The 26,018-nt window shown below is 62.6% G+C and carries 23 protein-coding genes; 3 read left to right on the top strand and 20 right to left on the bottom strand.

All coding sequences use genetic code 11. From position 1 onward, the window contains the following. Window positions 1–31 precede the first annotated feature (31 nt). From addA to RHEC894_RS00185, 11 genes are all read right to left on the bottom strand, one after another. Window positions 32–3,583: a double-strand break repair helicase AddA gene (gene addA / locus RHEC894_RS00135; protein ID WP_085735388.1), complete on the bottom strand. Its 3,552-nt coding sequence runs from the start codon at window positions 3,581–3,583 to the stop codon at window positions 32–34. After that, on the bottom strand, window positions 3,576–6,770 hold the full coding sequence (addB, locus tag RHEC894_RS00140) for a double-strand break repair protein AddB (RefSeq protein ID WP_085735389.1): 3,195 nt from the start codon (window positions 6,768–6,770) through the stop codon (window positions 3,576–3,578). The genes addA and addB overlap by 8 nt, the downstream gene beginning before the upstream one ends. A gap of 3 nt (window positions 6,771–6,773) precedes the next feature. Further along, window positions 6,774–7,505 (bottom strand): nucleotidyltransferase family protein, encoded by a 732-nt coding sequence (locus RHEC894_RS00145; protein ID WP_085735391.1) that lies wholly within the window; start codon window positions 7,503–7,505, stop codon window positions 6,774–6,776. A gap of 13 nt (window positions 7,506–7,518) precedes the next feature. Then, window positions 7,519–9,030, bottom strand: coding sequence for a tRNA (adenosine(37)-N6)-threonylcarbamoyltransferase complex ATPase subunit type 1 TsaE (gene tsaE / locus RHEC894_RS00150; protein WP_085735392.1), 1,512 nt, complete (start codon window positions 9,028–9,030; stop codon window positions 7,519–7,521). Then, window positions 9,027–11,612 (bottom strand): PAS domain-containing sensor histidine kinase, encoded by a 2,586-nt coding sequence (locus RHEC894_RS00155; RefSeq protein WP_085735393.1) that lies wholly within the window; start codon window positions 11,610–11,612, stop codon window positions 9,027–9,029. Before RHEC894_RS00155 ends, tsaE begins: the two co-directional genes overlap by 4 nt. A 202-nt stretch (window positions 11,613–11,814) precedes the next feature. Beyond that, complete coding sequence (ahcY, locus tag RHEC894_RS00160) at window positions 11,815–13,215, bottom strand: adenosylhomocysteinase (protein WP_085735395.1); 1,401 nt, start codon at window positions 13,213–13,215, stop codon at window positions 11,815–11,817. Window positions 13,216–13,359: 144 nt separating this feature from the next. Then, the gene (locus RHEC894_RS00165) at window positions 13,360–13,635 is read right to left on the bottom strand and encodes an HPr family phosphocarrier protein (protein ID WP_003544133.1); all 276 of its coding nucleotides are present in this window, start codon (window positions 13,633–13,635) and stop codon (window positions 13,360–13,362) included. A gap of 9 nt (window positions 13,636–13,644) precedes the next feature. After that, the gene (locus RHEC894_RS00170; RefSeq protein WP_003544139.1) at window positions 13,645–14,046 is read right to left on the bottom strand and encodes a PTS sugar transporter subunit IIA; all 402 of its coding nucleotides are present in this window, start codon (window positions 14,044–14,046) and stop codon (window positions 13,645–13,647) included. Window positions 14,047–14,196: 150 nt separating this feature from the next. Beyond that, a complete protein-coding gene (locus RHEC894_RS00175; protein ID WP_085735397.1) occupies window positions 14,197–14,646 on the bottom strand; it encodes a serine/threonine protein kinase in 450 nt (149 codons plus the stop codon). Beyond that, complete coding sequence (locus tag RHEC894_RS00180; RefSeq protein ID WP_085735398.1) at window positions 14,643–16,430, bottom strand: sensor histidine kinase; 1,788 nt, start codon at window positions 16,428–16,430, stop codon at window positions 14,643–14,645. Before RHEC894_RS00180 ends, RHEC894_RS00175 begins: the two co-directional genes overlap by 4 nt. 75 nt (window positions 16,431–16,505) lie before the next feature. After that, window positions 16,506–17,243, bottom strand: coding sequence for a response regulator transcription factor (locus RHEC894_RS00185; RefSeq protein ID WP_206427909.1), 738 nt, complete (start codon window positions 17,241–17,243; stop codon window positions 16,506–16,508). A gap of 338 nt (window positions 17,244–17,581) precedes the next feature. On the opposite strand from RHEC894_RS00185, the gene RHEC894_RS00190 reads away from it, so the two are divergent. From RHEC894_RS00190 to RHEC894_RS00200, 3 genes are all read left to right on the top strand, one after another. Continuing rightward, window positions 17,582–19,192: a phosphoenolpyruvate carboxykinase gene (locus tag RHEC894_RS00190; RefSeq protein ID WP_085735402.1), complete on the top strand. Its 1,611-nt coding sequence runs from the start codon at window positions 17,582–17,584 to the stop codon at window positions 19,190–19,192. A gap of 185 nt (window positions 19,193–19,377) precedes the next feature. After that, window positions 19,378–19,821 (top strand): alternative ribosome rescue aminoacyl-tRNA hydrolase ArfB, encoded by a 444-nt coding sequence (arfB, locus tag RHEC894_RS00195; RefSeq protein WP_085735403.1) that lies wholly within the window; start codon window positions 19,378–19,380, stop codon window positions 19,819–19,821. A gap of 1 nt (window position 19,822) precedes the next feature. Then, the gene (locus RHEC894_RS00200) at window positions 19,823–20,467 is read left to right on the top strand and encodes an alpha-ketoglutarate-dependent dioxygenase AlkB (RefSeq protein WP_085735405.1); all 645 of its coding nucleotides are present in this window, start codon (window positions 19,823–19,825) and stop codon (window positions 20,465–20,467) included. On the opposite strand, the gene coaA is transcribed toward RHEC894_RS00200, so the two are convergent. Genes coaA through hisB form a run of 9 tightly spaced genes read right to left on the bottom strand, consistent with a single transcriptional unit; the run spans window position 20,462 to window position 25,894 of the window. After that, window positions 20,462–21,457 (bottom strand): type I pantothenate kinase, encoded by a 996-nt coding sequence (gene coaA / locus RHEC894_RS00205; protein WP_085735406.1) that lies wholly within the window; start codon window positions 21,455–21,457, stop codon window positions 20,462–20,464. The two genes, RHEC894_RS00200 and coaA, sit on opposite strands and share 6 nt — an antisense overlap. Further along, entirely contained in the window at window positions 21,454–21,777 is a 324-nt protein-coding gene (locus RHEC894_RS00210; protein ID WP_085735408.1) for a phosphoribosyl-ATP diphosphatase, read from the bottom strand. The genes coaA and RHEC894_RS00210 overlap by 4 nt, the downstream gene beginning before the upstream one ends. A 17-nt stretch (window positions 21,778–21,794) precedes the next feature. Continuing rightward, window positions 21,795–22,583, bottom strand: a complete 789-nt coding sequence (hisF, locus tag RHEC894_RS00215) for an imidazole glycerol phosphate synthase subunit HisF (protein ID WP_085735409.1) — start codon at window positions 22,581–22,583, stop codon at window positions 21,795–21,797. Further along, window positions 22,584–23,330, bottom strand: coding sequence for a 1-(5-phosphoribosyl)-5-[(5-phosphoribosylamino)methylideneamino]imidazole-4-carboxamide isomerase (gene hisA / locus RHEC894_RS00220; RefSeq protein WP_085735412.1), 747 nt, complete (start codon window positions 23,328–23,330; stop codon window positions 22,584–22,586). It abuts the gene before it with no gap. 5 nt (window positions 23,331–23,335) lie between these two features. Further along, complete coding sequence (locus RHEC894_RS00225) at window positions 23,336–23,893, bottom strand: hypothetical protein (protein WP_010067220.1); 558 nt, start codon at window positions 23,891–23,893, stop codon at window positions 23,336–23,338. Next, a complete protein-coding gene (locus RHEC894_RS00230) occupies window positions 23,890–24,072 on the bottom strand; it encodes a hypothetical protein (protein ID WP_010067219.1) in 183 nt (60 codons plus the stop codon). The genes RHEC894_RS00225 and RHEC894_RS00230 overlap by 4 nt, the downstream gene beginning before the upstream one ends. Before the next feature lie 52 nt (window positions 24,073–24,124). Beyond that, entirely contained in the window at window positions 24,125–24,775 is a 651-nt protein-coding gene (gene hisH, locus RHEC894_RS00235) for an imidazole glycerol phosphate synthase subunit HisH (RefSeq protein ID WP_085735413.1), read from the bottom strand. Between the two features lie 2 nt (window positions 24,776–24,777). After that, window positions 24,778–25,263, bottom strand: a complete 486-nt coding sequence (locus RHEC894_RS00240) for a DUF2628 domain-containing protein (RefSeq protein WP_085735415.1) — start codon at window positions 25,261–25,263, stop codon at window positions 24,778–24,780. Window positions 25,264–25,285: 22 nt separating this feature from the next. Further along, on the bottom strand, window positions 25,286–25,894 hold the full coding sequence (hisB, locus tag RHEC894_RS00245; RefSeq protein ID WP_010033258.1) for an imidazoleglycerol-phosphate dehydratase HisB: 609 nt from the start codon (window positions 25,892–25,894) through the stop codon (window positions 25,286–25,288). Between the last annotated feature and the right edge of the window lie 124 nt (window positions 25,895–26,018).

Raw genomic sequence — 26,018 nt, forward strand, 5'->3', positions numbered from 1 at the left:
GTGCGGTGCCGAATTTTCAATATTCGGTATTTCACTTTGTCTTGACCGCTGCAAGCGCCAAACCGAGCACCGTTTCGCTCAGCGTGTAGAGCGAGGCATTCTCGGTATAGACAAGCATGCAATCGATAGGCTTGCCGGGATAGAGCGGCGCCAGGATCTCGCGATAGATTGCCAGCTGCGCCCGGTGCGCGAAGGGGATCGCCTCTTCCGTCGCCGGCGGCACCCGATTGGTCTTGTAGTCGAGAATGACGACGCGGTCGGCAAGGACGGCTAGCCGGTCGATACGGCCCGAGACGGCATAACGCCGGCCTTCGAGCGTCAATGTTCCCATGATCGAGACTTCAGGCTGGGCCTGCGTCCCGAGGACGGCCTGCAGGCCTCGCTCGTCCAATAGTTTCAGAACCGAATCGACAAGTTTGCGCCGCTCGGCGTCTGGCCAGAACCGTGCCGCCCGCTCGGCATAGCGGCTCGCCGCGTCGCGTCGTTCGCCCGGTGGAATGTCGGGAAGCGCCTGCAACATGCGATGGATCAGCCTGCCCTTCTCCAGCGAACGATCGCTGCGCTCTTTCTCGCCGAACAGCGGAGATGCGATGAGCAGGCCGCCGTCGTCCTCGTCGATGATCGTCCCGGCGCCGGAAGGGCTGAGCGGGCGCGGCAGCTCAGCCTGCGGCGGCAATGGCCGCAACAGACCGTCCGGCAGCGTCTCTTCGCTGTCGCGCTCTCGGGTGCGGTCGGCCCGCTCGAAGCTTCGCTCCACCCGTGGCACCCGCCATTTGATACCCGGCCATTCGCCGTCGGGACCGGAGAACGTGGTCGTCTCGACATGCGGATGGTCGTCGTGCAGTGCCGCCGAAATCATCATGTGCCAGGTGTCGTTGTGCACCCGCACGCCGCGATAGCCGCAGACAACAAGCCGGTCGGCGGCCCGCGTCATGGCGACATAGAGCAACCGGCGGTATTCTTCCTCGGCCAGCATCTGGATCCGCGTGGCATCGTTCTGCGTCAGCGAATTGGCGAGATCGGAGACCGGAACCCAGACGGGCATCGGCGGCTCGTCGGCGTCGGTCTCGATCAGGCGCAGCTTCGGCAGATGGGTATGGGTGAAGGCCTTCGAACCGCCGTCGACCAGGAAAACGATCGGTGCCTCCAGGCCCTTGGAGGCATGCACCGTCATGATCCGCACCTCGTTGCGTCCCTTGTCCTGCTCGCGCTTCACCACCGGCGCTTCGAGTTCCAGCGTCGAGATGAAGGATTGCAGCCCGGGAAGGCCGGAACTCTCGTGGTCGAGGGTGAAAGTCAGGAATTCGTCGAGAATATCGCTGACCTCGGTGCCGAGCCGGGCAAGGAATTGCCGCCGCCCGCCATGGCTGCCGAGCACGCGCGCATAGAAATCATGAACCGACAGGCTCCGGGATTGCCGAAGGAACAGCTCCAGCGTCTCCACGGCAGCGCGGAAACGCTCGGTGCCGTCGGCGGCGAAGCGTTGGAGATGGCTCCAGACGCTCTCATTGTCGCCGCGCAGGCCGGCAACCGCAAAGATGTCGTCCTCGGAGAGATCGAAAAGCGGGCTCTTCAGCACCGCGGCGAGCGAAAGGTCGTCTTCCGGCAGAAGCAGGAAACGGCCGAGCGCCAGCAGATCCTGCACGGCGATATGGCTTGTCAGCACCAGCCTGTCGGCGCCGGCGACCGGAATGTCGCCGCGCCGCTTCAACGCGCGCGTCAACGCATTGACGAAAGCGTCGCGCTTGCGCACCAGCACCAGGATGTCGCCGGCTTCGATCAGGCGCTCCTTGCCTTTGTCGACGATCGTCTCGCGCCCGACGAGCGCGCCGATCGAATGGGCGATCCGTCGCGCCAGGATTGCCGCCGGTGCGCTTTCCGGCGTCGCGTCGAAGGGCGCCGTCCAGTCCTCCTCCTTCACCACCGCTTCCGGCGCGACCATTTCCCAGAGATCGACGGCGCCGGGATGTCCGATGCGGCTGGAACGATGCACCACCGGTTCGCCGAGCGCGCTGAGGCCGCGCGCATTGTCGGGTGATGTGAAGATCTCGTCGACGGCCTCGAGCACGTCGGCGGTCGAGCGAAAGGAGAGCGGCAGCCGGACGGAGGAAAAATTCTGGCCACTGTCGGACACGCGCCGCCGCGTCCGGTCGCTTTCCTCGGAAAAACGCTCGGGCCGCGCTCCTTGAAAGGAATAGATCGACTGCTTTTCGTCGCCGACGGCAAAGAGCGTGCGCACGATCGGCCGGGCGCTTTCGCCGGAGAAGAAATCCTGGGCGAGCGACTGGATGACGCTCCACTGGATCGGGCTGGTATCCTGCGCCTCGTCGACGAGGATATGATCGATGCCGCGATCGAGCTTGTAGTGGACCCAGGGGCCGACGCCGCTTTTCGTCAGCAGGTCGGCGGTACGGGTGATCAGATCCTCGAAATCGAGCTGGCTGCGCTGCTTCTTGAGTTCCTCATAGTCACGGTTGAGCCGATCGGCGAGCACGAGTGCGGCATGGGTCGCGCCATACATCCGCATCAGTTTCAGCCGGTCGCGGCTTGCCGCGACATGGGTGCGGGCAGCGGCGATGGCGTCCGCCAGCTGCGGTGCTTCGGCAAGCATGGCCTTGACGAAGAATTGCGAGTCGGCCTTGGGCTCGCCCTTCGCCGTCAGAAAGATTTTCTCGAGAAACTGAGCGCGCCTTGCCTCATCGCGCTCCCGCCCGGCAAGCCTGAGGCCGTAGGCAACCTCCTGCGCCTTCGCGCCGCCCTTGTGGTCGGCCAACGACAGATAAAGCTCCAGCATGCCGCCTGAAAGCTGCGGCAAAGGCCAATATTGCGCCGCGATCCGGCTTTCCGTGTCGCCGGCGGCAAGGCCGAGCCGTTGGCGCAGCACCTTATCGACGCCACCTTGCTGTTCGGCCATTGCGGTGAAACGGCGAATCGCGTTGCGATTGGCGACGATGTCGCCGAGCAGATTCTCCAGTCCGGATTCGTCGCCGAGATCGAGCACATAGGCAAAGGCCTCGGCCAGAGCGCTGTCTGCCTCGGGCGCGGTTGCCGTCAGCAGCGCCCGGCGCGCATCGGAAAGCAGTGCGGCTGCCGCGCGATCGTCGAGAACCGAGAAATGCCCGGCAACATTGGCCTCCAGCGGGAACTGATGCAGCAGCGCTTCGCAAAAGGCGTGGATTGTCTGGATCTTCAACCCGCCGGGTGTTTCCAGCGCCTTGGCAAACAGCCGGCGGGCCTCGGCAAGTTTTATTGCATCAGGCGCCGTCCCCTCGATCTGGGTGATCCGCCGGCTCAGATCTTCATCGTCGAGCACGACCCAGTCCGCCAGCCGCTCGAAGACGCGGTTCGACATTTCCGAGGCAGCAGCCTTGGTGTAGGTGAGGCACAAAATGGCGGAAGGCCGCGCCCCGGCAAGCAGGAGACGGATGACGCGCTGGGTCAGGACATGCGTCTTGCCGGAACCGGCATTGGCCGAGACCCACGCCGAGCGCTCGGGATCGGAGGCAATCGCCTGCTGAATCGTCGTCCAGCCGATCCAGGCGCGCGGATCGTCGTCGCTCGGAAGAGGCGTTACATCACTCATCGCCGCCACCCTCCTCGGTTTCGGCCGTCGACCATTCGGAGACGCGGGCGAGATGATCGTAGTCGCCGCCGAAATCGAATTGCTGCGCTGGAATGAGCCGCGAGGTGAAGCCTTTCTCGCCGGATTGCAGCAGGCCCACGAACTTGACCAACTGATCGAGCGATTCCTCGGCGAGATCCATTGCCGATTTCGTTTTGTCGCTGCGCGCCGCGCTCTCATTGTTGACGGTGTCGACCTGAAAACGGCGTCCCGGCCGCAGGCGCACATAGAGCAGGTCCTGCGGCACGAGGCTGCCGGCATCGCGGAAGGCGCCGGCGCTCAAGGCCGCCGCTTCGAGCGCAAGCTGCGGATCGAGAAGCACGCGTGCCTGCGCCGGCGAGGGGTTGTAGCCGGTCTTGTAATCGATGATATCGGCAGCGTTCGGTCCGGTGACGTCGATCCGGTCCGCGACGCCAGTGAGCCGGATATTGATTGCTTCCAGTTCGACGCCGCCCCGCACCTCCGTCAGCGTCTTGCGGATGCCGGGTCGACGTTCGGCTTCCCATTCGAGGAAGGCGCGGGCCACCGCGCGAAAGCGCGGCCGCCACACCGCATCGATATGCGGCGGCAGATGCTCCATGTCGAAAAGCTCGGAAAGGATACGTTCCATCGCTGCGGCCGCATCCGGCGTGCCGGCGACATGCGCCTCGCGGATGAACCGGTCGATGATCTTGTGATAGAGCGTTCCGCGCTCGGCCGCTCCCGGATCGCGGTTGAACGCATCGACAGGATCGAGGCGCAGGATGCGGCGGGCGTAGATGGCGTAGGGATCGCGGCGCAGCCGGCCGACTTCGCTGAAGGAGTAGGATGTCGGCTGCAGTGCCACCGGCGGTTTCGGCGAGGGTCGCTGCGCCGGAGCCTGGGCCTCGTCGCGATCGATCAGGGCCGCCCATCGAAGGAACCGGTTGCCGCGTCCCTTCAATTCCGATTCGAACGCCTCTCCGGCAAGCGCCAGCAGTCGCTGCAGCCAGCGCGAAGCGACCGTCGGCGTCGAGCCCTGGCGCAGCGATCTGGAATAGATCAGATGGCGCGTGCCGTTTGCCATCTCGAAGTCATGCGCCAGCTGGCCGATGCGCCGCTCCGGCGGCTCGAGGCCGATTTCCGTCTTCATCATGCGCGGAATGAAGGGATTGTTGGCGGTCTGCCCTGGCCAGGTACCCTCGTTCAGGCCGCCGAGGATGAGGGTGTCGACGCTCTGCAGGCGGGCTTCCAGCGTGCCGAAGATGAAAAGGCGGGGATGGCTGAGCGCCCGCGGCTTCACCGCGTGGCCGGCGGCAAGGGCTGCCATGATGTCGATCCATTGCGGCCCGTCGGCCTCTATCTGGCCGTCCGTATCGATCACTTCGCCGAGCAGGGCGGCGAGCGCATCGCCGGCTTCACCTGACCAGAGATCGGCGAGATTGCCTCGGGAATCGGCCGCCACCGCTTCGAGCGAACGGCCGGTGCGCTCTGCCCATTCGGACAAGGTGAAACTGACAGTCCTTCCGCGGTCTTCCGGCCGGTGCCGCAACAAGGCCGAAGCCAGAGGCTCGGTCGCCCGGGTGACCCGGCGTGCCAGGTCGTAGGCGGCTTCGGCGGCGTCGGGTGCCAGCGCCTTTCGCCATTGCGGTGCGTGCCTGTCGAGCGTCTGTTCGGCAAGCTGATGGGTGAGCAGCGGCTCGAGCGTGCTGATATCCACCTCAGCGACACCGCCGCGCAGTGCCAGCAGTTCGAGCGCCTCGGTGGCGGAAATCAATGCGGCGCGGTCCAGGCCGAAGCGGGCCAGCGGATGTTTGAGCAGCGAGACGATCGCCACCGGATCGCCCGGCCGCAGCGCTGCTTCCAGCAGCAATTGCAGCAGCGTACCCTGCGGCGTCGCCGCAAGCGGTGTGCCCGCCGAATCGTCGGCGAGGATGCCGAAGCGGGAAAGCTCGGCCATCACCCGCCGGGCGAGATTGCGGTCCGGCGTGATCAGAGCCGCCCGGCTCTCGCCGTCCTGTCCCGGCTTCTCCAGTGCAAGCCGGAGCGCGATGGCAATCGCGGTCGCTTCCTCGCGCTCGTTGGCGGCTTCGATCAGCGAAACATCGGCGAAGGCTGAAGACAGAGCCTGCCCAGGCAGCTCGCTCTTCCATGCCCCCCAATCGCTGGTCGCCTCCGATGGCGTGAGCGCCCGAGACAGGACTTCGGCGCGCCGCTCAAGATCGGCCTCCGGCCGGTCGAGCAGCGTCACGTCGGCACGCGTCAGCTTCAGACGCTTGAGCAGAGACGACAGGCCATATTGCGGATGGCTTCGGCTTGCGGGATTGGCATGCTGGCCGGGTGCCGGTTCCGGCGCGACCATCTGCCAGTCTTTCTCGGGCATGGAGAGATCGAGGCCGGGCAGCACGATCACCCCTTCAGGCATATTGGCGACGGCGGCGATGAGATCGGCGGTGGCGGGAACCGAACCTGTGGAACCGGCAATGATGATCGGCCCGGCGGGCTTCGTCGCCGAAAGCCTGGATGCTTCGGCTCGGAGAATGGCGTTTCTGTGCCGCGCCGGTGAGGATTTGCCGAGTTCGGAAAGCCGTTCCGGCCAGAAGGCGCTGGCGATCTGCAGGAATTCCGCCGTCAGCTGCCACCAGGCGGCATAATCGCCGGTGTCGAGTTTTGTCAGTTCCGACCAGTCGAGATCCTCGGTTTCGATGGAATCGATCAGTTCCGCAAGGTTACGGGCGAGCCAGATCGCATCGGCCGGGCTCGCCGGCGCGACGAGCGGCGAGTCCGAATGAATATGGCGGACGATGTCCGGCAGCTTGTTTCGCCAGGCAAGGATGAGGCGCGCAAGCTCCAGCAGTCGGGCGGTGTTCGACAGCGGCTGCGCGAGATCGATCGTTGCCGGCAGCGCCTCGTCGAAATAGCCGCTGTCGTCATCGGTTTCTCCGAGAGGACGAATGACCGGCAGGATTGCCGAGCGGCCGCCGAGCAGGTCGACGAATTCCGAACGCAGCACACGCACGGCGCGCCGGGTCGGCAGATAGATCGTTACCCTCGAAAGCGACAGCGGATCATCGGCCTCATGCCGGAAGAGCGGCGTCAATCGGCCGTCGCAAAGCGTCGTCGCCAGCGTTTTCAGGAAGGAGCTGCCCGCCGGAATCGTCAGAATGCGTGGCTGGTGCCGCTCCGCCATGGCTCACGCGAACGTCCGCAGCCGTCGGATCGTTTCCTCCGCCTCGCCGATCGCCTCCGGCGTTCCCACCGTCAGCCAGTGCCCGTCGAGCATCATGCCGAACAGCCGTTTGCGGGCGATCGCCCTGTCGAAATAGATGTTGAGGTTGAAGGCATCCTGCGGCGCGTCGTCGAACAGCGACGGGTTCATGGCGATCGCACCGGCATAGACGACGGGATTGGAAGGGTCGTCGCGATACCGCGTCAGCCTTCCATCGGCCGAGAGGCTGAAGTCGTTTTTACCGTTGTGGCCGGTGGTATCCTCGATCCCAACGCAAAGTAGCGCCATGTCCATGCGTTCGGGATCGAAGAATCCGGCTAAGCGTTGCAGGTTCGTCGGTCGCCCGGGCTGTTCGCCGATCCAGAAGAGATCGGCATTCATGACGAAAACGTTCTCGCGATCAAGCAGCGTCAGACCCTTGGCCAGGCCGCCGCCGGAATTCATCAGCGCCTCCCGCTCATCCGATATGACGATGTCGAGGCCGCGATAGGCCTCGAGATGGTCCAGCATCTGGCCGGCATGGTGGTGAACATTGACGACGGCTCGTTCGACGCCGGCGGCAACCAGCGAATCCAGCGCGTAGTCGATCATCGGCTTGCCGTCGATTTTCACCAGCGGCTTCGGGATCGTGTCGGTGATCGGGCGCATGCGGGTTCCAAGACCCGCGGCCAGTACCATGGCTTGTCTGATCGTCATGCTGATCCGGAACTTATGATTCGCTTCGGCCTATTCCAGCCCTTGCGCACCAATCGCGCAAGGGGGCAAGCGCTTCGTGCTCGAGCGCGACCTGAAGATAGGCGAGCGTTCGCGGCATATGCTTGAGATAGCCGGGCTTGCCGTCGCGCTGCAGCAGCCGCACCCAGAGACCGGCAAGCTTGCAGTTGCGCTGCGCCGACATGATCGCCCAGGCCTTCATGAATCCGGCTTCGTCGAATCCGCCTTGCGCGCGGCGAAGGCTGAGATAATCATCCATCAGCTGCCGGAACAGTTCCGGTTCGATCGTCACGCGCGCATCCTGAACGATCGAGGCAAGATCATAGGCGGTCGGGCCGATCATGGCGTCCTGGAAGTCGATGAGGCCGATCTTGCCGATACCGCTTTCCTGTTCGCGCCAGATGATGTTGGGCGAATGGAAGTCGCGCAGCAGCAGGTTCGTTTCAGCCGATTGCAGCTCGTCGATCAGATGGTCCCAGATCGCAAGATATTCCGCGCGTTCGGTATCCGTGGCGCCCGTGCCGCGCTTCCAGGCGATATGCCAGTCGAGCACGAGCTGCACTTCCATCTTCATCGCTGTGCGGTCGAAGTCCGGAATGTGATGCGTATGTGTCGTCGAAACCGGGATATCCTGTGGAATCTGCATGGAATGAAGATGGGCAAGGCAGGCGACGCTTTGCCGGTAACGATCGGCGATCGGCCGCCCGTCGTCATCGAGCACGCCTTCGGTGCCGAGATCTTCGATCAGCAGGATGCCTTGCTCATAATCGACCTTATAAATCTCCGGCGCCGCAAAACCGCGTTCACGCAAGGCATCGGCAATGGCGACGAAGGGATAGGCGTTCTGTGCGAGATGCGCGACCTTGGGATAGGATTTGCCGTCATGGACCGGCGGACCCTCGGGATGCGGGCGCCAATCCATCAGTATTTTTCGCGGGGCAGCGTCCGGATAGATCGCCTCATAGGCGCGCAGCGAAGCATCGCCGGTCAGGAAGCGGCGTTTGACAGCGGGATAGCCGGCTTCATCGAGGAAGGTTCGGATCGCCAGGACCCTGCGGAGGCGCGAGGCCTGCGGGTCCGAGGCCTTGATCGTTGCCCGGCGGCCGCTGCCCTCATGTTCCAAGCCCAGTGCGATACGTTCGGCGGGCAGTTCGCCCTCTGCCATCTCGGGCCATTCGACCAGGCAGATGCCGTTCTCCAGGGCCTCGTCGAAGCCGAGTTCCGTCAGTTCGGCCGGATCGCCGAGCCGGTAGAGATCGAAATGCGAAATGGGAATGCGCAGATCGTAGGATTGCACCAGCGTGAAGGTCGGGCTCGGGACTTCGAGCCCCTCGTCATCGGCCATGGCGCGCAGGATCGCACGGGCGAGCGAAGATTTGCCCGCGCCGAGATCGCCGGAAAGAGCCAGGCAATCGCCGGCTTTCAGGGCGAGCGCCAGATCGTCGCCGAAGCGGATGGTTGCCGCTTCGTCCTTCAGAAAAACCGAGATCGTATCGCCGGTCGTCATTCGGCGGCGGCGGAATGCGGGATGTCGACCGAGGGAATGCGGCAGACCACGGTCGTGCCCTTGCCCGGCTCGCTGTCGATCGTCACGTCGCCGTGATGCAGGCTGACGAAGCTGTCGACGATCGACAGGCCGAGACCGGCGCCGCCGCGTTTGCCGCTTTTCGCTCCGGTCGCAAAACGATCGAAGACGGTTGCGATCATGTCGGGCGAGATGCCGGGGCCGCGATCGCGGACGGCGAAAACGAAATCCGTGCCGTCGCGGTGGCATTCCAGCGAGATCGAGGTGCCCTCGGGCGAAAAATTCGCCGCATTGGCAAGCAGCTTCAACAGGATCTGCTTCAGCCGCTGCGGGTCGGCGACGATCGAGCCGAGATAGGCCGGCGCGGTGATTTCAAGCGCCACGCCGCTTTCATGCAGGCGATCTGCGATCTGCATCGAGACGTCGTCGAGCAGGTCGTTGAGATCGATATCCGCATAGTTGAGCCGCATGATGCCGGCATCGACGGTCGCAAGGTCGAGGATATCGTTGACGAGCGTCAGGAGAACCGAGGACGAGGTCGAGATGTGGTCGATATATTCGGCCTGCCGGTCGTTCAGCGGTCCGACGCCCTGCGTGCGCAGCAGGTCGGTGAAGCCGATGATATTGGTCAGCGGCGAGCGCAGCTCATAGGAAACATGCTGGACGAAATCGTTCTTCAGTTCGTCGGCCTTGCGCAGTGCTTCGTTCTTCTCGGTCAGCGCCCGCTCGGCACGCACGCTGTCCGTCATGTTGACGAAGGTCAGCATGGTCTGCGCGTTCGGAAGCGGGATGACGGCGTAATCGAGCACGAGGCCGGAGAAGAGTTCCAGCGTTCCCTGGCCCGAGCGGCGTTCGTCGTCGAAGCTGGTGATCAGTTCGGCGAAGGTCTTCCAGCCGTCCGGCCGGTCGTAGGAGGGCGCGCAGGCCTCGCCCAATGCGCGGATATGGGTGCCGGGCTTGGCCTCCGTTTCCGTGATCCCCCAGAGCGCCCGGAAAGCCGGGTTCGACAGGCGGATGCGTCCGTCCGGGCCGAACACCGCCACACCTTCGGACAGATGGTCGATCGTTTCGCCCTGCACCTTGACCAGCGTGTTGTAGCGCGTTTCGAGATCGACCTGCTCGGTCAGGTTTTCGAATACCCAGGTGGCGCCGCCTTGCGGGTGGGCGGTCGCAAAGACGCGCAGCGTCTGCCCGTTCGGCAGATGCCAGAGGTCGGATTGCGTGTCGAGCGCGCGATAAACGGAAAGGGCGGATTCCTTCCAGCTTTTCCAGTTGAGCTGGTCCGGCAGCTTCTTGGCCGCCCGCAGCCGCTCGAGCAGCTCGCTATTGTCGGGCCGGCCTTCGAGGAAGGCGATGTCGAGCTCCCAGAGCGCAACGAAGGCCTGATTGTAGAATTGCAGCCGGCGGTCGCCGTCGAAGATCGCGACGGGCGTGGCGAGATGGTCGAGCGTTTCGGCGTGGCTCTTCAGCGTCCGCTCCAGCTCGGCGCGCACCGCCTCTATGTCGGACACATCGACTGCAATGCCGGCCGAGCCGCCGGGAAGCCTGACGTCGACGACATCGAAGAATGTGCGGTTGCCGTGCACAACAGTCGAGATCGTATCGTGGAAGGGCGATTCCGGCGTCGTCGTCGCGCGAATGCGTTCGCGCGCCACGGTCGTTAGCATCTCGCGGCCTTCGTTGATCGCCTGCTGCGGCGATCGCGCTTCGACGGCCTCGCCATAAGCCTGGTTGACCCAGGTCAGCCGGCCCGCCGGGTCGCGCTGCCAGGCCGGCATGTCGATCGCGTCGAGCATGGTCTGGAAGGACGAGATCGAGGTCATCAGCCGGTCGCGTTCGATCCTGAGTTCTGCGAGCTCGGCGCGCAGATTGTTGAGCGCCACGAAGCGGACGAAGGCGCGCCCGCCGGAAACCCGGCCCTGCGCCTCGAGGATTTCGTCGCGAATGGTTTCGACCACCATATCGAAACTCTGCGCCCCGTCGCGCAGCCGGTCGATCGCCTTTTCCAGATCGGAGGCCGAGCGTGACTTCAGCCAGAGGCCGAAGGCCAGGAATTCGCCGTCCTGCGGCGCGCCGGTCTCCGGCGGAAGTTGGCCGAGCAGTTCGGGGCGGGTATTGCCGTCCCAGATGACGATCCGCCGGTTCTTGTCGGCGATCAACGCCTGGTATTGCGAAATGCGCTGCTGGGCATCGGAAAGCGCCGAACGGATTTCCCGGCTCTCGTTTTCCAGATTGCCGCGCTGGCGCACGAGCCATAGTGTCGAAAGCAGGGCTGCCGATATGACGCCGATGACGACGGAAACGCCGACGACCTGCGAGGATGTGAAGAGGTGAGCCGAGGCTGCCACCTGCTGCTCGCCCTGTGCCAGAACCGGCCGCGCCAGCGCGGCAAGCGCCGTGCCGGCCGCGCAGGCTTTCAGAAAGCGCGCCAATGATCGATGCTCTTGCTTTGCGGCCTCGTGTGCCGCTGCAGATTTATGTTCTTGATCTGTCATGACGAGGCGGCGACCGGCGCGAGCGCCATCATCCGCCTGACCGGGCAGGCTGTTTTTCATTTCCGACATCCGCGGTATGTCTCCGTCCTTCAATGTGCCGCATTACGACAAGACATCCCATTTTCGAGCGGTCGGACGGGGTCCGGCGTCCCGAATCAAGTCTTAAAACAATACTTCGGAAGGGAATCGGCGGGAAGGGAGCGCCCAAAAAATAAGCCGCGGCATTTGTCAATGCCGCGGCTTCTACATCTTGTGGATATTAACGATACGATCAATATCTGTAGTGGTCGGACTTGAACGGGCCCTTCGGCGAGACGCCGATATAAGCAGCCTGTTCCGCAGAAAGCTCCGTCAGCTTCACGCCGAGCTTGTCGAGATGCAGGCGCGCGACCTTTTCATCGAGATGCTTCGGCAGGATATAGACCTGGTTCGAATACTCGCCGGGCTTGGTGAAGAGTTCGATCTGCGCCAGCGTCTGGTTGGTGAAGGAGGCCGACATCACGAAGGACGGATGGCCGGTGGCGTTGCCGAGGTTGAGCAGGCGGCCTTCGGAAAGAAGGATGATGCGGTTGCCCTTGGGGAACTCGATCAGGTCGACCTGCGGCTTGACGTTGGTCCACTTGAGGTTACGCAAGGCAGCGACTTCGATTTCGTTGTCGAAGTGACCGATATTGCCGACGATCGCCATATCCTTCATCGCCCGCATATGGTCGATGCGGATGACGTCCTTGTTGCCTGTCGTGGTGATGAAGATATCGGCCGAGGAAACGACGTCCTCGAGCAGCACGACTTCATAACCGTCCATGGCGGCCTGCAGGGCGCAGATCGGATCGGCTTCGGTGACCTTGACGCGGGCACCGGCGCCGGAGAGCGAAGCGGCAGAACCCTTGCCGACGTCGCCGTAGCCGCAGACGACGGCAACCTTGCCGGCCATCATCACGTCGGTGCCGCGGCGGATGCCGTCGACCAGCGATTCCTTGCAGCCGTACTTGTTGTCGAATTTCGACTTGGTGACGGAGTCGTTGACGTTGATCGCCGGGAAGGGCAGCAGGCCCTTCTGGCTGAGCTGGTAAAGGCGGTTGACGCCGGTCGTGGTTTCTTCGGTAACGCCCTTGATCGCGTCGCGCTGCTTGGTGAACCAGCCCGGAGAAGCCGCAAGGCGCTTCTTGATCTGTGCGAAGAGGATTTCCTCTTCCTCGGAATGCGGATGGGACAGCACGTCCTCGCCGGCTTCGGCGCGGGCGCCGAGCAGGATGTACATGGTGGCGTCGCCGCCGTCATCGAGGATCATGTTGGAAAGGCCGCCATCGGCCCACTGGAAGATCTTGTCGGTATAGACCCAGTAATCTTCGAGCGACTCGCCCTTGATGGCGAAGACAGGCACGCCGGCGGCGGCGATCGCAGCAGCGGCATGATCCTGCGTCGAGAAGATGTTGCACGAAGCCCAGCGGACTTCGGCGCCGAGCGCCACCAGCGTTTCGATGAGCACGGCCGTCTGGATGGTCATATGCAGCGAGCCGGTGATGCGTGCACCCTTGAGCGGCTTTGCGTCGCCGAATTCGGCGCGGCAGGACATCAGCCCCGGCATTTCGGTTTCGGCAATGGTGATTTCCTTGCGGCCGAAATCCGCAAGCCCGATATCGGCGACGACATAATCTTTTTCAGTGCTCATAGAGGTCTCCAGGCTGAAAAACGTCTCAAAAAAAGCGCAGGCACGAGCAAGCGCACGGCATGCCAGCCGTTTAGCAGGCTTCTGATGGGAAGGCAATAAGGATATAAAGAAGTCTTTATATGTTTATATGAGCTCGGCCAGCGCTCACATTTCTTCGCCGAAGCGGTTCTGGATCAGCTGATCCAGAGCCTCCAGGGCTTCTTCGGCCTGGCTGCCGCTCGCCGAGACGACGACGCTCGAGCCGGGGCTTGCCGCAAGCATCATCAGGCCCATGATCGAGGTGCCGCCGACTGTCATCCCGTCCTTGGAAACGGTGATGGCGGCATCGAAGGTCTCGACCATCTGCACGAATTTGGCGGAGGCGCGCGCGTGAAGACCGCGCTTGTTGATGATGAGGAGTTCCCGGGAGAGCGATGTCATGAAGGGCCGTTATTTTCCGCTGAGCACGCGGCTCGCGACATTGATATATTTTCGCCCGGCTTCGGAAGCCTCCACCAGCGCTTTCTCCATATTGTTCTCGCCGCGCACGCCGGCGAGCTTGATCAGCATCGGCAGGTTGACGCCGGCAATGACTTCGGTATGGCCGCTGCTCATGACTGATATGGCGAGATTGGACGGCGTGCCGCCGAACATGTCGGTCAGAATGACGACGCCATGGCCGTCATCGGCACCGGAAACAGCTTCCAGAATGTCCTGCCGTCTTTGATCCATGTCGTCTTCGGGGCCAATACAGACCGTCTCGATGAATTTCTGAGGACCGACGACGTGCTCGACAGCATGACGAAACTCTTCAGCCAGCTTGCCATGAGTGACAAGCACAAGTCCGATCATGATATTACTGCTCCCATATACGCGAACGGTGGCCCCAATATCGCAATGCAGCAATTACGTCCACCGGTGGCGGCACATCTTGGCTATGAAAAGCCGAAGTGCAAGATAAAAATGCGAATATATAAGGCAGATTGATCAATCCGAAAGGCGTCACTGCCCGATATCGGGTGCTTTTGCCATCAGGATTGCAAGGGGTGAAGGCACGCCTGTGAGCAACCGCAATGCGGGAAGCGACAAACCGGGGGCAAGATCGACGACTTCGTCTTCAGGGGGGAGACGGTTTTCACCGCTGGCGCTGCCGGGAAGCACGGCATAATGCATGGGCGCCCGGGCGACATGATCCTGCTGGACGATGCCGGTGCCGCGAAGTTCGATCAGCCCGGCGATCGACGGCGGACAGGTGGCGATCACCGCGCCGGTCTCTTGCGACAACAGCACCTGATCGTCGGCGACCAGTGCCGTGAACAGCCCGAGCCGCCGTGCCTCGGTCATGCAGGTAAAGGCCAGCATCGATTTTCCCCAGCCGGAAGGGCCGCTGAACAGCAGCCCCGTCCGGCCGACGACGATCGCCGTCGCATGGATGTTCAAAGCCGCCGTCATGCGGAGGCATCAAGGGGCAAAGCGAGAATGAAGCGGGCGCCGAGCACCTGGCCTTCGGCATCGGTGATGTTCTCCGCCCTCAGCGAGCCGCCATGGGCTTCGGCGATCTGCCGGCTGATCGACAGGCCGAGCCCCGAATTCTGTCCGAATCCTTCCGATTCCGGTCGGTCGGTATAGAAACGCTCGAAGATGCGGTCGATATTTTCCGCCTGGATGCCGGGGCCGTTGTCTTCGATGGTGGTGACGCAGCGCGATCGTGTCCGCACCAGCCGCACGGTGATCTTGCCACCCTTCTCCGGCACGAAGGAGCGGGCGTTCTCGATCAGGTTGGCGATGATCTGGCCGATGCGCAGATCGTGGCCGTTGACGACGAAGCGCGTCTTGACGTTCGGCTTGCGATCGATCGCATATTCGATCTCCACCTGCTTCTTGCTGCTCCTGACCTGGCGTGAAACCTCGATGAGGTCGCGCAACAGCACCTCCATGTCGACGGAGCCGGCATCGACACGCGCAAGTTCGGCATCGAGGCGGGAGGCGTCGGAGATATCGCTGATCAACCGGTCGAGGCGGCGGACATCGTGCTGGATGACGTCCATCAGCCGCTTCTTGGAATCGTCGGATCGGGCAAGCGGCAGCGTTTCGACGGCGCTGCGCAGCGACGTCAGCGGATTCTTGAGTTCGTGGCTGACATCGGCGGCGAAACTCTCGATCGCATCGATGCGGTCGTAGAGCGCCGTCGTCATCTCGCGCAAAGCTATGGAAAGATTGCCGATTTCATCCTGGCGGGCGGAAAAGTCGGGAATCTCCTCACGCGCCTTGGCCCCGCGCCGCACCCGGATGGCGGCGGCCGAAAGGCGGCGCAGCGGATTGGCGATCGTCGACGACAACACCAGCGAAAGCAGCACGTTGACCAGCGTGGCGACGCCGAAGACGCGCATGATGGCAAGCCGCTCGGCATGAACGATATTGTCGATATCGCCCGCCTGCGTCGACAACAGCAGCACGCCGAGCACGGCGCGGAAGCGCTGGATCGGCACGGCGACGGAAACGATGAGCTCGCCTTTTTCGGTGGTGCGCACCACGGCGCCGCGCACACCGGTCAGCGCGTTCATCACTTCGGGATAGATCGAGCCGTCGCCGCCCGGCGCTTCCTTATAGAGCGGCAGATTGCCGGGCTGCAGCGCCTTGTTGAACAGGGTCGCGAACCACTCGCTCCAGGTCTGTTTCTCCTCCTCGACCGGCGGCAGGTCGAAGCGCAGCACCTGGCCGCGCGAGTAGAGATGGCGCGAATCGAGCAGCAGATTGGCGTCGGCATCGAAGATGCGGGCGCGTGTGCGTGTCGGCGAGATCAGCCGGCGCAGGACCGGGGCGACCTTCTCTGGATCGATCGGGAATTCGAGATCCTCGTCGTTCGGCACCGGGGTGATGCTCTGGCCGGCCTGCAGCTCGAGCAGCTTCTGTGGATCGATGGTGATCGAGTTGGTATCGACCGACGCGGAGGCCGAAATGGCGCCGGCGATGATCTCGCCCTGCGTCAACAGGCTTTCGGCGCGCGCGTCGATCAGCCCCTCGCGAAACTGGTTGAGGTAGAGGATGCCGCCGACGAGCACCACCAGCGCGACCAGGTTGAAGAACAGGATGCGCCGCGTCAGGCTCGAAAACACCGCATTGCCGAAGATGCGGCGGATCAGCGTGAAGGGATGCGACCAACGGCGGCCTCGGACGCGACGGGTGCTCACGCCCTCCGCGTCGTCCAGATCCCTTTCCTGCACCAACTGTGCCAATGACAGGCCCTTTCGGAGGGCGGGGCCAGCTTGCCGGCGCCACCCTCAATCGTCTCTTCCTGCGCTCGTGAAGCGTCAGGCTGCTTCGCGGAAGCGGTAACCCACACCGTAAAGCGTTTCAATCATATCAAAGTCGGTATCGACCATCTTGAACTTCTTGCGCAGCCGCTTGATGTGGCTGTCAATGGTCCGGTCATCAACATACACCTGTTCGTCATAGGCGGCATCCATCAAGGCGTCGCGGCTTTTCACCACACCCGGGCGCTGCGCCAGGGAATGCAGGATCAGGAATTCGGTCACCGTCAGCGTCACGGCCTCACCTTTCCAGGTGCAGGTATGGCGTTCCTGGTCCATGACCAGCTGCCCGCGCTCCAGCGAGCGGGCCTGCTGCACGACGCCGGTCTTCGGCGCGCCGGCGGGGCTGGTGCCGCCTGCGGCTGCGGCTTCGCGGCTCGAGGCGCGGCGCAGAACGGCGCGGACGCGCTCGACCAGCAGGCGCTGGGAAAAAGGCTTGGTGATGAAATCGTCGGCGCCCATCTTCAGGCCGAAGAGCTCATCGATCTCTTCATCCTTGGAGGTGAGGAAGATGACGGGAATATCCGACTTCTGCCGCAGGCGGCGCAGCAGTTCCATGCCGTCCATGCGCGGCATCTTGATGTCGAAGATCGCCAGCTGCGGCGGTCGTGCCAGAAGGCCGTCGAGCGCCGAAGCACCGTCCGTATAGGTCTCGACCTTATATCCTTCGGCCTCCAGTGCGATCGACACCGAGGTGAGGATGTTGCGGTCGTCGTCAACGAGCGCGATTGTCGGCATGGTGTTGGTCTCCGTCATCAGTGCACAATCTCCCGGATTTTGCTCTCCCCAGGCGGTCTCAGTGACCGGATGCGCTTATGGAGGATAAAGGTGGAACAAATTGTGGCAAAGATAAAGGGAAAGATTGTCGTAAAATTTTCCGGCAATCTTAAGTGGCGGGGTGAAATGTTTCAACGCGCCTTTCTAAAACGATTTAAAAATGAGGCGATAAATTTAAATCGATTAAATATTTGATATTACTGCATTTTCTCAAATTCTGTGTCTTGTGTTTTAAAATTTCTCCCCGTATTTTCGCGATTAGTTTTAACGGCAACGAGCCTGAGCAAAGGGAACTAGCCATGGAAAAGTTCGGAGTTCATAACCCGGCAACGGAGCTGGCAACGGTAGGATTGGGCGGCGCAGCCAGCGTCCGCTACAACTTTTCCGCCGCAGCACTCTATGAGGAAGCTATCCGCCGGGGTGAAGCCGAACTGACCGCTCAGGGTGCGCTGCGGGCTCTCACCGGCCAGCACACCGGCCGTTCACCGCGCGACAAGTTTGTTGTTCGCGACGCCAATACCGATGGCGAAATCTGGTGGGACAACAACAAGCCGATGTCGCCGGAGCATTTTGCCCTGCTGCGCGAGGATATGCTGGCGCATGCCGCGGGCAAGGAGCTGTTCGTCCAGGATCTCGTCGGCGGTGCCGAGCAAGGCCATGCGCTGCCGACCCGCGTCGTCACCGAATTCGCCTGGCATTCGCTGTTCATCCGCAATCTGCTGATCCGCCCCGAAGCGGCGGCGCTGCCGACTTTCGTGCCGAAGCTGACGATCATCGATCTGCCGAGCTTCAAGGCCGATCCGGCCCGCCACGGCTGCCGGACGGAAACGGTGATCGCCTGCGATCTCAGCAACGGTCTCGTCCTCATCGGCGGCACCTCCTATGCCGGCGAAATGAAGAAATCGGTGTTCACCGTGCTCAACTACCTGCTGCCGGCCAAGGGCGTGATGCCGATGCACTGCTCGGCCAATGTCGGCCCGGACGGTGATGCGGCTGTGTTCTTCGGCCTTTCCGGCACCGGCAAGACGACGCTGTCGGCCGATCCGGCCCGCACGTTGATCGGCGACGACGAACACGGCTGGAGCGAAAACGGCATCTTCAATTTCGAAGGCGGCTGCTACGCCAAGACCATCCGGCTCTCGGCCGAAGCCGAGCCGGAAATCTATGCGACGACGCAGCGCTTCGGCACCGTGCTCGAAAACGTCGTGCTGAACGAAGGCCGCGAGCCGAATTTCGACGACGGCTCGCTGACCGAAAACACCCGCTGCGCCTATCCGATGCATTTCATTCCGAACGCCTCGGAAACGGGCCGGGCCGGACATCCGAAGACGATCATCATGCTGACAGCCGATGCCTTCGGCGTCATGCCGCCAATCGCGCGTTTGACGCCCGATCAGGCGATGTATCACTTCCTTTCCGGCTACACCGCCAAGGTGGCCGGCACTGAAAAGGGTGTCGTCGAGCCGGAGGCGACCTTCTCCACCTGCTTCGGCGCCCCTTTCATGCCGCGACATCCGGCTGAATACGGCAATCTGCTCAAGGATCTGATCGGCCGCCACGGCGTCGAATGCTGGCTCGTCAACACCGGCTGGACCGGTGGCGCCTACGGCACCGGCAAGCGCATGCCGATCAAGGCGACGCGCGCCCTTCTGGCCGCGGCTCTGAGCGGCAAGCTCGGCCAGGTCGAGTTCCGCACGGACACCAACTTCGGCTTCGCCGTGCCGGTCTCCGTCGATGGCGTCGACGGTGGTATTCTCGATCCGCGCTCGACCTGGGCCGACAAGGCGGCCTATGACGCGCAGGCGGAAAAGCTTGTCTCGATGTTCATCGCCAACTTCGCCAAGTTCGAGAACCACGTCGATGGCGGCGTCCGCGACGCGGCTCCCGGCGTGAAGGTCGCAGCCGAATAAGAAACGCAAGCAATTCCAGCAAAAGTGTGCAGCGGTTTTGCCAGGCAAAGCGCGAAGCGCTTTTGCCGGGAATTGCGCTAGACAGAATCTCTGATTCACGTGAAACCCGGCATCGCAGGATTGCCGGGTTTTCCCGTTGACGGCCGATATTTCCAATTGGCTGCCGATATGAGATAGAACGCCGCATGGCCAGCGACGCACTCTATATCGACGACAGGATCACCATCGCTGGATGGGAGCTGACGGAACAATTCGTTCTGGCGGGCGGTCCCGGCGGGCAGAACGTCAACAAGGTTTCGACCGCGGTCCAGCTGTTCTTCAACATTCCAAATTCGCCATCCCTCAACGATCGCGTCAAGGCCAATGCGGTGAAGCTCGCCGGCCGGCGCCTGTCGAAGGACGGCGTGCTGATGATCGAGGCGAGCCGCTTTCGCAGCCAGGACCGCAACAGAGAGGACGCGCGCGAGCGGCTGAAGGAGCTGATATTGGAGGCCGCCAAACCGCCGCCGCCGCCGCGCAAGAAGACCAGGCCGACCAAGGGTTCGGTCGAACGCCGCCTGAAGGAAAAATCCGGCCGCTCCGAAGTCAAGAAAATGCGCGGCCGTCCCGGCGGCAGCGGCGGCGAATGAGATGCCGGAGCTTTTGAGCGGCATTCGCCACCTTCCCGGCTATCTCGATCGGGCGCGTCAGGAGGTGCTGGTCGAGGTGATCCGCAAGATCGTCGCCGAAGCGCCGCTTTATGTGCCCGCCATGCCCGGAACCGGCAAGCCGATGTCGGTGCGCATGACCAATTGCGGGCCGCTCGGCTGGGTAACGGATAGGGAGCGCGGCTATCGCTACCAGCCGACGCATCCGGCGACCGGCAGGCCCTGGCCTGATATGCCGCGGGAATTGCTCGATATCTGGAATGACGTTGCCGGTTACGACATGCCGCCGGAAGCCTGCCTGGTGAACTTCTATTCCGACGAAGCGCGCATGGGCCTGCATCAGGACAAGGACGAGAGGGATTTGCAGGCGCCGGTCGTCTCGATCTCGCTCGGCAACAGCTGTCTCTTCCGCATCGGCGGCCTCAACCGCAATGATCGCACGCTATCCTTCAAGCTTTCGAGCGGCGATCTGGTCGTCCTGGGCGGCGAGGGGAGACTTTGTTTCCACGGCGTTGACCGTATTCATCCGGCGACGTCGACGCTGCTGAAGAATGGCGGCCGCATCAATCTGACGCTGCGCCGCGTTAACCCGCGCGCTGACGGTCCAGTGAAGGATCGCCTGCTATAGTTTCCGCAGCGCGACCTGTTCGATCAGGTGATCCTTGCCCTTTTTCAGGATGAGATCGGCACGCGGCCGCGTCGGCAGGATGTTCTGCCGCAGGTTCTTCAGGTTGATATTCCCCCAGAGATCCCCGGCAATTTCGAGCGCTTCTGCGTCGCTGATCGAGGCGTAGCGATGGAAATAGGAATTCGGATCGCGGAAGGCAGTCTCGCGCAGGCGCATGAAGCGTGCGACGTACCAGTTGTGGATCTGGTCTTCCGCGGCATCGATATAGATCGAGAAATCGAAGAAGTCGGAGACCATCGGCACGATCCTGCCGCCGGCCGGCAGGTCGCGCGATTGCAGCACGTTGATGCCCTCGAAGATCAGGATGTCGGGCCGGTCGACGATCTTGTATTCGTCCGGCAGTACGTCATAGACGAGGTGCGAATAGCTGGGCGCCTTCACATCCGGCTGCCCGGCCTTGATCGCCGAGAGAAAACGCAGGATCGCCGCCGTGTCGTAGCTTTCCGGAAAACCCTTGCGCTGCATCAGCTTTTTCCGCTGCAGCACGGCGTTCGGATAAAGGAAGCCGTCGGTGGTGACGAGATCGACCTTCGGGCTGGAAGGCCAGCGGCCCAGAAGCTCCTTGAGGATACGGGCGGTGGTCGATTTGCCGACTGCGACCGAGCCGGCAATGCCGATGACGAAGGGCGTCTTCGTCACGTCAGACAGGCTGAGGAAGCGGTTGCGCTGTTCGAACAGCAGCTGCGAGGATTCGACATGCGCCGACAGCAGCCGCGACAGCGACAGATAGATGCGCCGGACCTCGTCGAGATCGATCGGGTCGCCCATCGAACGCAGTCGCTTGACCTCGTCGCTGGTCAGCGTCAGCGGCGTGTCGGCACGGAATTTCGCCCATTGTTCGGAAGAGAAGAAGTGATAGGGCGAATAGGATTCCGACTGGAAGTGATCCAACGTTTCCGGCACCCCGATAATCTCAGTCGCGATACTCATGAACTCTGCCGGTTGGCCTTTTCCTTGAGGCCGGACTGCGCGGTTCTGCGCTCGAGTTCGGCCATGACATTCTCTAACGGTATTTCAGCAATCTTCAATACGACCAATAGGTGATAGAGCAGATCGGCGGCTTCATAAGTCAGATTGTCGCGGTCGCCGGTCACCGCCGCCATCACGGCTTCGATCGCTTCTTCGCCGAGCTTCTTTGCCGCTTTCGGCTGGCCGGCGGCGACAAGCTTCGCCGTCCAGGATTGCTCGGGCGAGGTTTTCGACCGCTCCGCGACGATGCTTTCGAGATCGACAAGGGAAAATCCGCTCATAGGTCCGCTTTCAAGGTTCAGTCGAGACGCATGTCGATGCCGCACTTCGACATATAGTGTTTCGCCTCGCCGACGGTATAGGTGCCGAAGTGGAAGATCGAGGCGGCAAGCACGGCATTGGCATGGCCCTCTTTCACCCCGGCGACGAGATCGTCGAGGTCGCCGACGCCGCCCGACGCGATGACGGGCACGCGCACCGCGTCGGCAATCGCCCGCGTCAATTCCAGATCGTAGCCGACCTTGGTGCCGTCGCGGTCCATCGAGGTCACCAGCAGCTCGCCGGCGCCGCGCGCCACCATCTTCTGGGCGAATTCGACGGCATCGATGCCGGTCGCGTTGCGGCCGCCATGCGTATAGATTTCCCAGGCGCTGAGATTGTCGCCGCCGACCGCTTGGCTACGCCGGCGCTTGGCGTCGATCGAGACGACGATGCACTGGTCGCCGAACTTGTCGGCCGCCTCGGCAACGAAGTCGGGATTGCTGACGGCTGCCGAGTTGATCGAGACCTTGTCGGCGCCGCATAGCAGGAGCTTGCGGATATCGGCGATGGTGCGTACCCCGCCGCCGACGGTCAGCGGCATGAAGCATTGGTCGGCCGTGCGCGATACGACATCGAAGATCGTCTCGCGATTGTCCGAGGAAGCGGTGATGTCGAGGAAGCAGAGCTCGTCGGCGCCGGCCGCATCATAGGCCTTCGCCGCCTCGACGGGATCGCCGGCATCGACGAGATTGAGGAAGTTGACGCCCTTGACGACACGGCCGTCCTTGACGTCGAGGCAGGGGATGACACGAGCCTTGAGGGTCATTTACGCGGTCTCCTTTGCCCTGCTGGCCTTAATCAGCGCCAGCGCTTCGGCCGGGTCGATGCGGCCGTCGTAAAGCGCCCGGCCGGAGATCGCCCCTTCCAGCTTCTGCGCGTCGGGCTGCAGCATCCGTTTGATGTCGTCGATCGAGGCAAGGCCGCCCGAGGCAATGACGGGAATCGAAACGGCGTCGGCAAGCTCCAGCGTCGAGCTCCAGTTGATGCCGGTCAGAATGCCGTCGCGGTCGATATCGGTGTAGATGATCGCGGCAACGCCGGCACCCTCGAATTTGCGGGCAAGCTCGATGATGCCGAGTTCGGAAGCCTCCGCCCAGCCCTCGACGGCCACCTTGCCGCCCTTGGCATCGATGCCGACGGCGACGTGGCCTGGAAACTTCCTGCAGGCCTCGATGACCAGTTCGGGATTTCTGACTGCCACGGTGCCGAGAATGACCCGCCGCAGCCCGCGCGACAGCCAGGCTTCGATATGATCGAGCGTGCGGATGCCGCCGCCGAGCTGCACCGGATTTTTCGTTGCTTTCAGGATCGCTTCGACGGCGTCGCCATTGGCTGAATGTCCCGCAAAGGCGCCGTCGAGATCGACCACATGCAGCCATTCGAAACCCTGGTCCTCGAAGGATTTCGCCTGGGCGGCCGGATCGGTGTTGTAGACCGTCGCCTGCTGCATGTCGCCGAGCTTGAGGCGGACGCATTGGCCGCCCTTCAGATCGATCGCGGGAAAAAGGATCATGTCGTCTACGTCCGTAAAGTGGTCGATACCATCAGCGCATTCCACGCATCTACGATATCCGAGTGGAAAAAGACAGCGGCAATGGTGGCCGCGCCGAAAAGCAGAAGAAGGAGCAGGGTGACGGTCAAACCGGCACGGACCTGACGCCAGAAACCGAGGCGCTTCCTCATTGATTTCTGGATGTCGCGCACCTCGCGCAGCGCCTGGCTGTTGACGGCGGCCAGCCGGATCTCCGGCTCCATCGCCTCGACATAGGTCTCGGCATAACTCGACAGGATCTGCGAGGCGCGGTCGCGCAGCGTATTGCGCAGGTCGGTCGAGAGATAATTGCTGGCGACGGCAGCAAGCTCCGCTTCATTGGGAGAACGGCCGGCATTGCGCTTGCGATAGCTGAGGACGAAATCGCGCTTCTGCCGTTCGTAAAGCGCGTAGGCAAGCAGGCCGATCAGATCGTCTTCGCCCTCGATATAGAATTCCAGCACGGCTTCGGTGATGTCGCCGGCGCTGATGCCGTTGGCGCGCAGCTGCGAATTCTCGTTGCCGGCAAGGAATTCATGGATCATCGGTCCAGCCTTTCTTTCAACGCCTTGGCTGCATTGGAAAGCGCTCTTTTGTGAACAGTCTCATCGACACGGCGGATGATCGTTCCGTCGGCAAGCCGGATGTCGGAGAAGGGAGGCAGGCCTTCTCTGGAGGGTCTCAGCGTATAGAACACCTTGCCTGATTTCCGCGACGCCGGCATCGAGCGCACTCCTGTTCCGCCGTTTCCATAAAGGGGAAATAAGGCGGCGGTATTACGGGTTCCAGCGCAGGAAATTGGCGATCAGCGCCAGGCCGAGCTTCTGGCTCTTTTCCGGATGAAATTGTGCCCCGACCATGTTGTCGCGCCCGACGAAAGCGGTCATCGGGCCGCCATAGTCGACGGTGGCGATGACATCCTCGGCATTTTCGGCGGCAAGATGATAGGAATGGACGAAATAGGCATGCAGCCCCTCGGAACCCGCCGCAATGCCGTCGAAGAGCGGATGCTCGCGCTTCAGATCGAGCGTGTTCCAGCCGATCTGCGGGATCTTCAGCGCCGGATCACCGGGGGTCATCTCGACGACGTCGCCGGGAATCCAGCCGAAGCCGTGGGTGACGGTCTTTTCCAGTCCGCGCGAGGACATCAGCTGCATGCCGACGCAGATGCCGAGGAAGGGCCGCGCCTTCTTCTCGACCGCCTCGATCAGCACTTCGGCCATCCCGGGCACGGCATCAAGGCCGCGCCGGCAATCGGCATAGGCGCCGACGCCGGGAAGCACGATACGATCGGCCGCGGCAACATCCTCTGCCCTGTCGGTGAGATCGATATGCGCATCGATGCCTGCCTCGCGAGCGGCACGCTCGAAAGCCTTGGTCGCCGAGCGCAGGTTGCCGGAACCATAGTCGATAATCGCGACGCGCATCGTCAGCGTCCTCCATCAAAACCAAAGAGGCCAAGCGATGTGGCATGGCCATGCGGGCCGTTTGCACCGGCCTTGTTTTGCCAATCCGGTGTGACGGCGTCGTCGCTCCCCGAAGGGGCCGGCTTGTCCGCAAAATAGACCTGCTCGGCAATATCGAGCCTATCGGCTGCAATCAGTGCGTCTTCGTTCCAGCCCTTGGCGGCGAGGCTGCGGATGCGGAAATTCTGGCCTTCCAGACCGATCAGCACATTCACGCCCAGCATAATGGCCGCTCCAGCCAGCCCCAGACCCGGCTCCTCCATCAGCGCACCACCGATGCCCTGCAGCACAAAGGCTGCGGCCGCATGCGGCCAAAGCCGATGTGCCAGCAGCCATGGCCAGGGGAAGAGGAAGCCGAGCAGCGTGAAGCCGTCGCGGATGGTCCGCGTCTGGTCGATCGTGGCGCTCGTGCCGCCGGGCGGTGTCAGGAAGATATAGCTTGATGTCATGGTCGCCGCTCCCTTGAGAGGCTCAGACGAGCGTGCCCTTGGTCGAAGGAACACGGCCCGCCTGTCTCGGATCGATCTCTGTCGCCGTGCGCAATGCGCGGGCAACGGCCTTGAAGCATGTCTCGGCAATATGGTGGTTATTAGCGCCATAATGGTTGAGAATATGCAAGGTGATGCCGGCATTCTGAGCGAGCGCCTGGAAGAATTCGCGAACGAGCTCGGTGTCGAACGTGCCGATCTTCGGCGCGCTGAAAGCGACGTTCCAGACCAGGAACGGCCGGCCGGAAAGATCGACCGCGGCCTTGGTCATCGTCTCGTCCATGGCGAGATCGATCGAGGCGTAGCGGGTGATGCCGCGCCGGTCGCCGAGCGCCTTGGAAATCGCCTGACCGATGGCGATGCCCGTATCCTCGACCGTGTGGTGGTCGTCGATATGCAGGTCTCCCTTGGCGTCGATTTCCATGTCGATGAGGGAATGCCGCGAAAGCTGGTCGAGCATATGGTCGAAGAAGCCGACACCCGTCGAAATCTTCGATTTGCCGGTGCCGTCGAGATTGACGGAAACGGAAATCGAGGTCTCGTTGGTCTTGCGGGAAACGCTGCCCGTGCGGCTTGCTGCGGTCTCGGCCATCTGGCCCTCCATCGGAATAAGGCCGTTCCTTATCAGGCGCATCGGCAAATATCCAGAAGCCGGGCGAGAGAAAAGCCGGCCCATTTGCAAACGGCGCCGGCCCCCTTACATAGGGCTTAACAAG

The organism is Rhizobium sp. CIAT894 (assembly GCF_000172795.2).
In the GTDB taxonomy this organism is placed as follows: domain Bacteria; phylum Pseudomonadota; class Alphaproteobacteria; order Rhizobiales; family Rhizobiaceae; genus Rhizobium.

Excerpts from the sequence above, each read along its gene's own strand:
- RHEC894_RS00170 (WP_003544139.1), bottom strand. The coding sequence starts at position 14,046 with ATGATCGGACTTGTGCTTGTCACTCATGGCAAGCTGGCTGAAGAGTTT.
- hisB (WP_010033258.1), bottom strand. The coding sequence starts at position 25,894 with ATGGCCGAGACCGCAGCAAGCCGCACGGGCAGCGTTTCCCGCAAGACC.
- RHEC894_RS00175 (WP_085735397.1), bottom strand. The coding sequence starts at position 14,646 with ATGACGGCGGCTTTGAACATCCATGCGACGGCGATCGTCGTCGGCCGG.
- RHEC894_RS00230 (WP_010067219.1), bottom strand. The coding sequence starts at position 24,072 with ATGCCGGCGTCGCGGAAATCAGGCAAGGTGTTCTATACGCTGAGACCC.
- hisA (WP_085735412.1), bottom strand. The coding sequence starts at position 23,330 with ATGATCCTTTTTCCCGCGATCGATCTGAAGGGCGGCCAATGCGTCCGC.
- RHEC894_RS00185 (WP_206427909.1), bottom strand. The coding sequence starts at position 17,243 with ATGCCGACAATCGCGCTCGTTGACGACGACCGCAACATCCTCACCTCG.
- RHEC894_RS00165 (WP_003544133.1), bottom strand. The coding sequence starts at position 13,635 with ATGACATCGCTCTCCCGGGAACTCCTCATCATCAACAAGCGCGGTCTT.
- RHEC894_RS00225 (WP_010067220.1), bottom strand. The coding sequence starts at position 23,893 with ATGATCCATGAATTCCTTGCCGGCAACGAGAATTCGCAGCTGCGCGCC.
- tsaE (WP_085735392.1), bottom strand. The coding sequence starts at position 9,030 with ATGACGACCGGCGATACGATCTCGGTTTTTCTGAAGGACGAAGCGGCA.
- RHEC894_RS00145 (WP_085735391.1), bottom strand. The coding sequence starts at position 7,505 with ATGACGATCAGACAAGCCATGGTACTGGCCGCGGGTCTTGGAACCCGC.
- coaA (WP_085735406.1), bottom strand. The coding sequence starts at position 21,457 with ATGAGTATCGCGACTGAGATTATCGGGGTGCCGGAAACGTTGGATCAC.
- RHEC894_RS00240 (WP_085735415.1), bottom strand. The coding sequence starts at position 25,263 with ATGACATCAAGCTATATCTTCCTGACACCGCCCGGCGGCACGAGCGCC.
- hisH (WP_085735413.1), bottom strand. The coding sequence starts at position 24,775 with ATGCGCGTCGCGATTATCGACTATGGTTCCGGCAACCTGCGCTCGGCG.
- arfB (WP_085735403.1), top strand. The coding sequence starts at position 19,378 with ATGGCCAGCGACGCACTCTATATCGACGACAGGATCACCATCGCTGGA.
- ahcY (WP_085735395.1), bottom strand. The coding sequence starts at position 13,215 with ATGAGCACTGAAAAAGATTATGTCGTCGCCGATATCGGGCTTGCGGAT.
- addA (WP_085735388.1), bottom strand. The coding sequence starts at position 3,583 with ATGAGTGATGTAACGCCTCTTCCGAGCGACGACGATCCGCGCGCCTGG.
- RHEC894_RS00190 (WP_085735402.1), top strand. The coding sequence starts at position 17,582 with ATGGAAAAGTTCGGAGTTCATAACCCGGCAACGGAGCTGGCAACGGTA.
- addB (WP_085735389.1), bottom strand. The coding sequence starts at position 6,770 with ATGGCGGAGCGGCACCAGCCACGCATTCTGACGATTCCGGCGGGCAGC.
- RHEC894_RS00200 (WP_085735405.1), top strand. The coding sequence starts at position 19,823 with ATGCCGGAGCTTTTGAGCGGCATTCGCCACCTTCCCGGCTATCTCGAT.
- hisF (WP_085735409.1), bottom strand. The coding sequence starts at position 22,583 with ATGACCCTCAAGGCTCGTGTCATCCCCTGCCTCGACGTCAAGGACGGC.
- RHEC894_RS00210 (WP_085735408.1), bottom strand. The coding sequence starts at position 21,777 with ATGAGCGGATTTTCCCTTGTCGATCTCGAAAGCATCGTCGCGGAGCGG.
- RHEC894_RS00155 (WP_085735393.1), bottom strand. The coding sequence starts at position 11,612 with ATGTCGGAAATGAAAAACAGCCTGCCCGGTCAGGCGGATGATGGCGCT.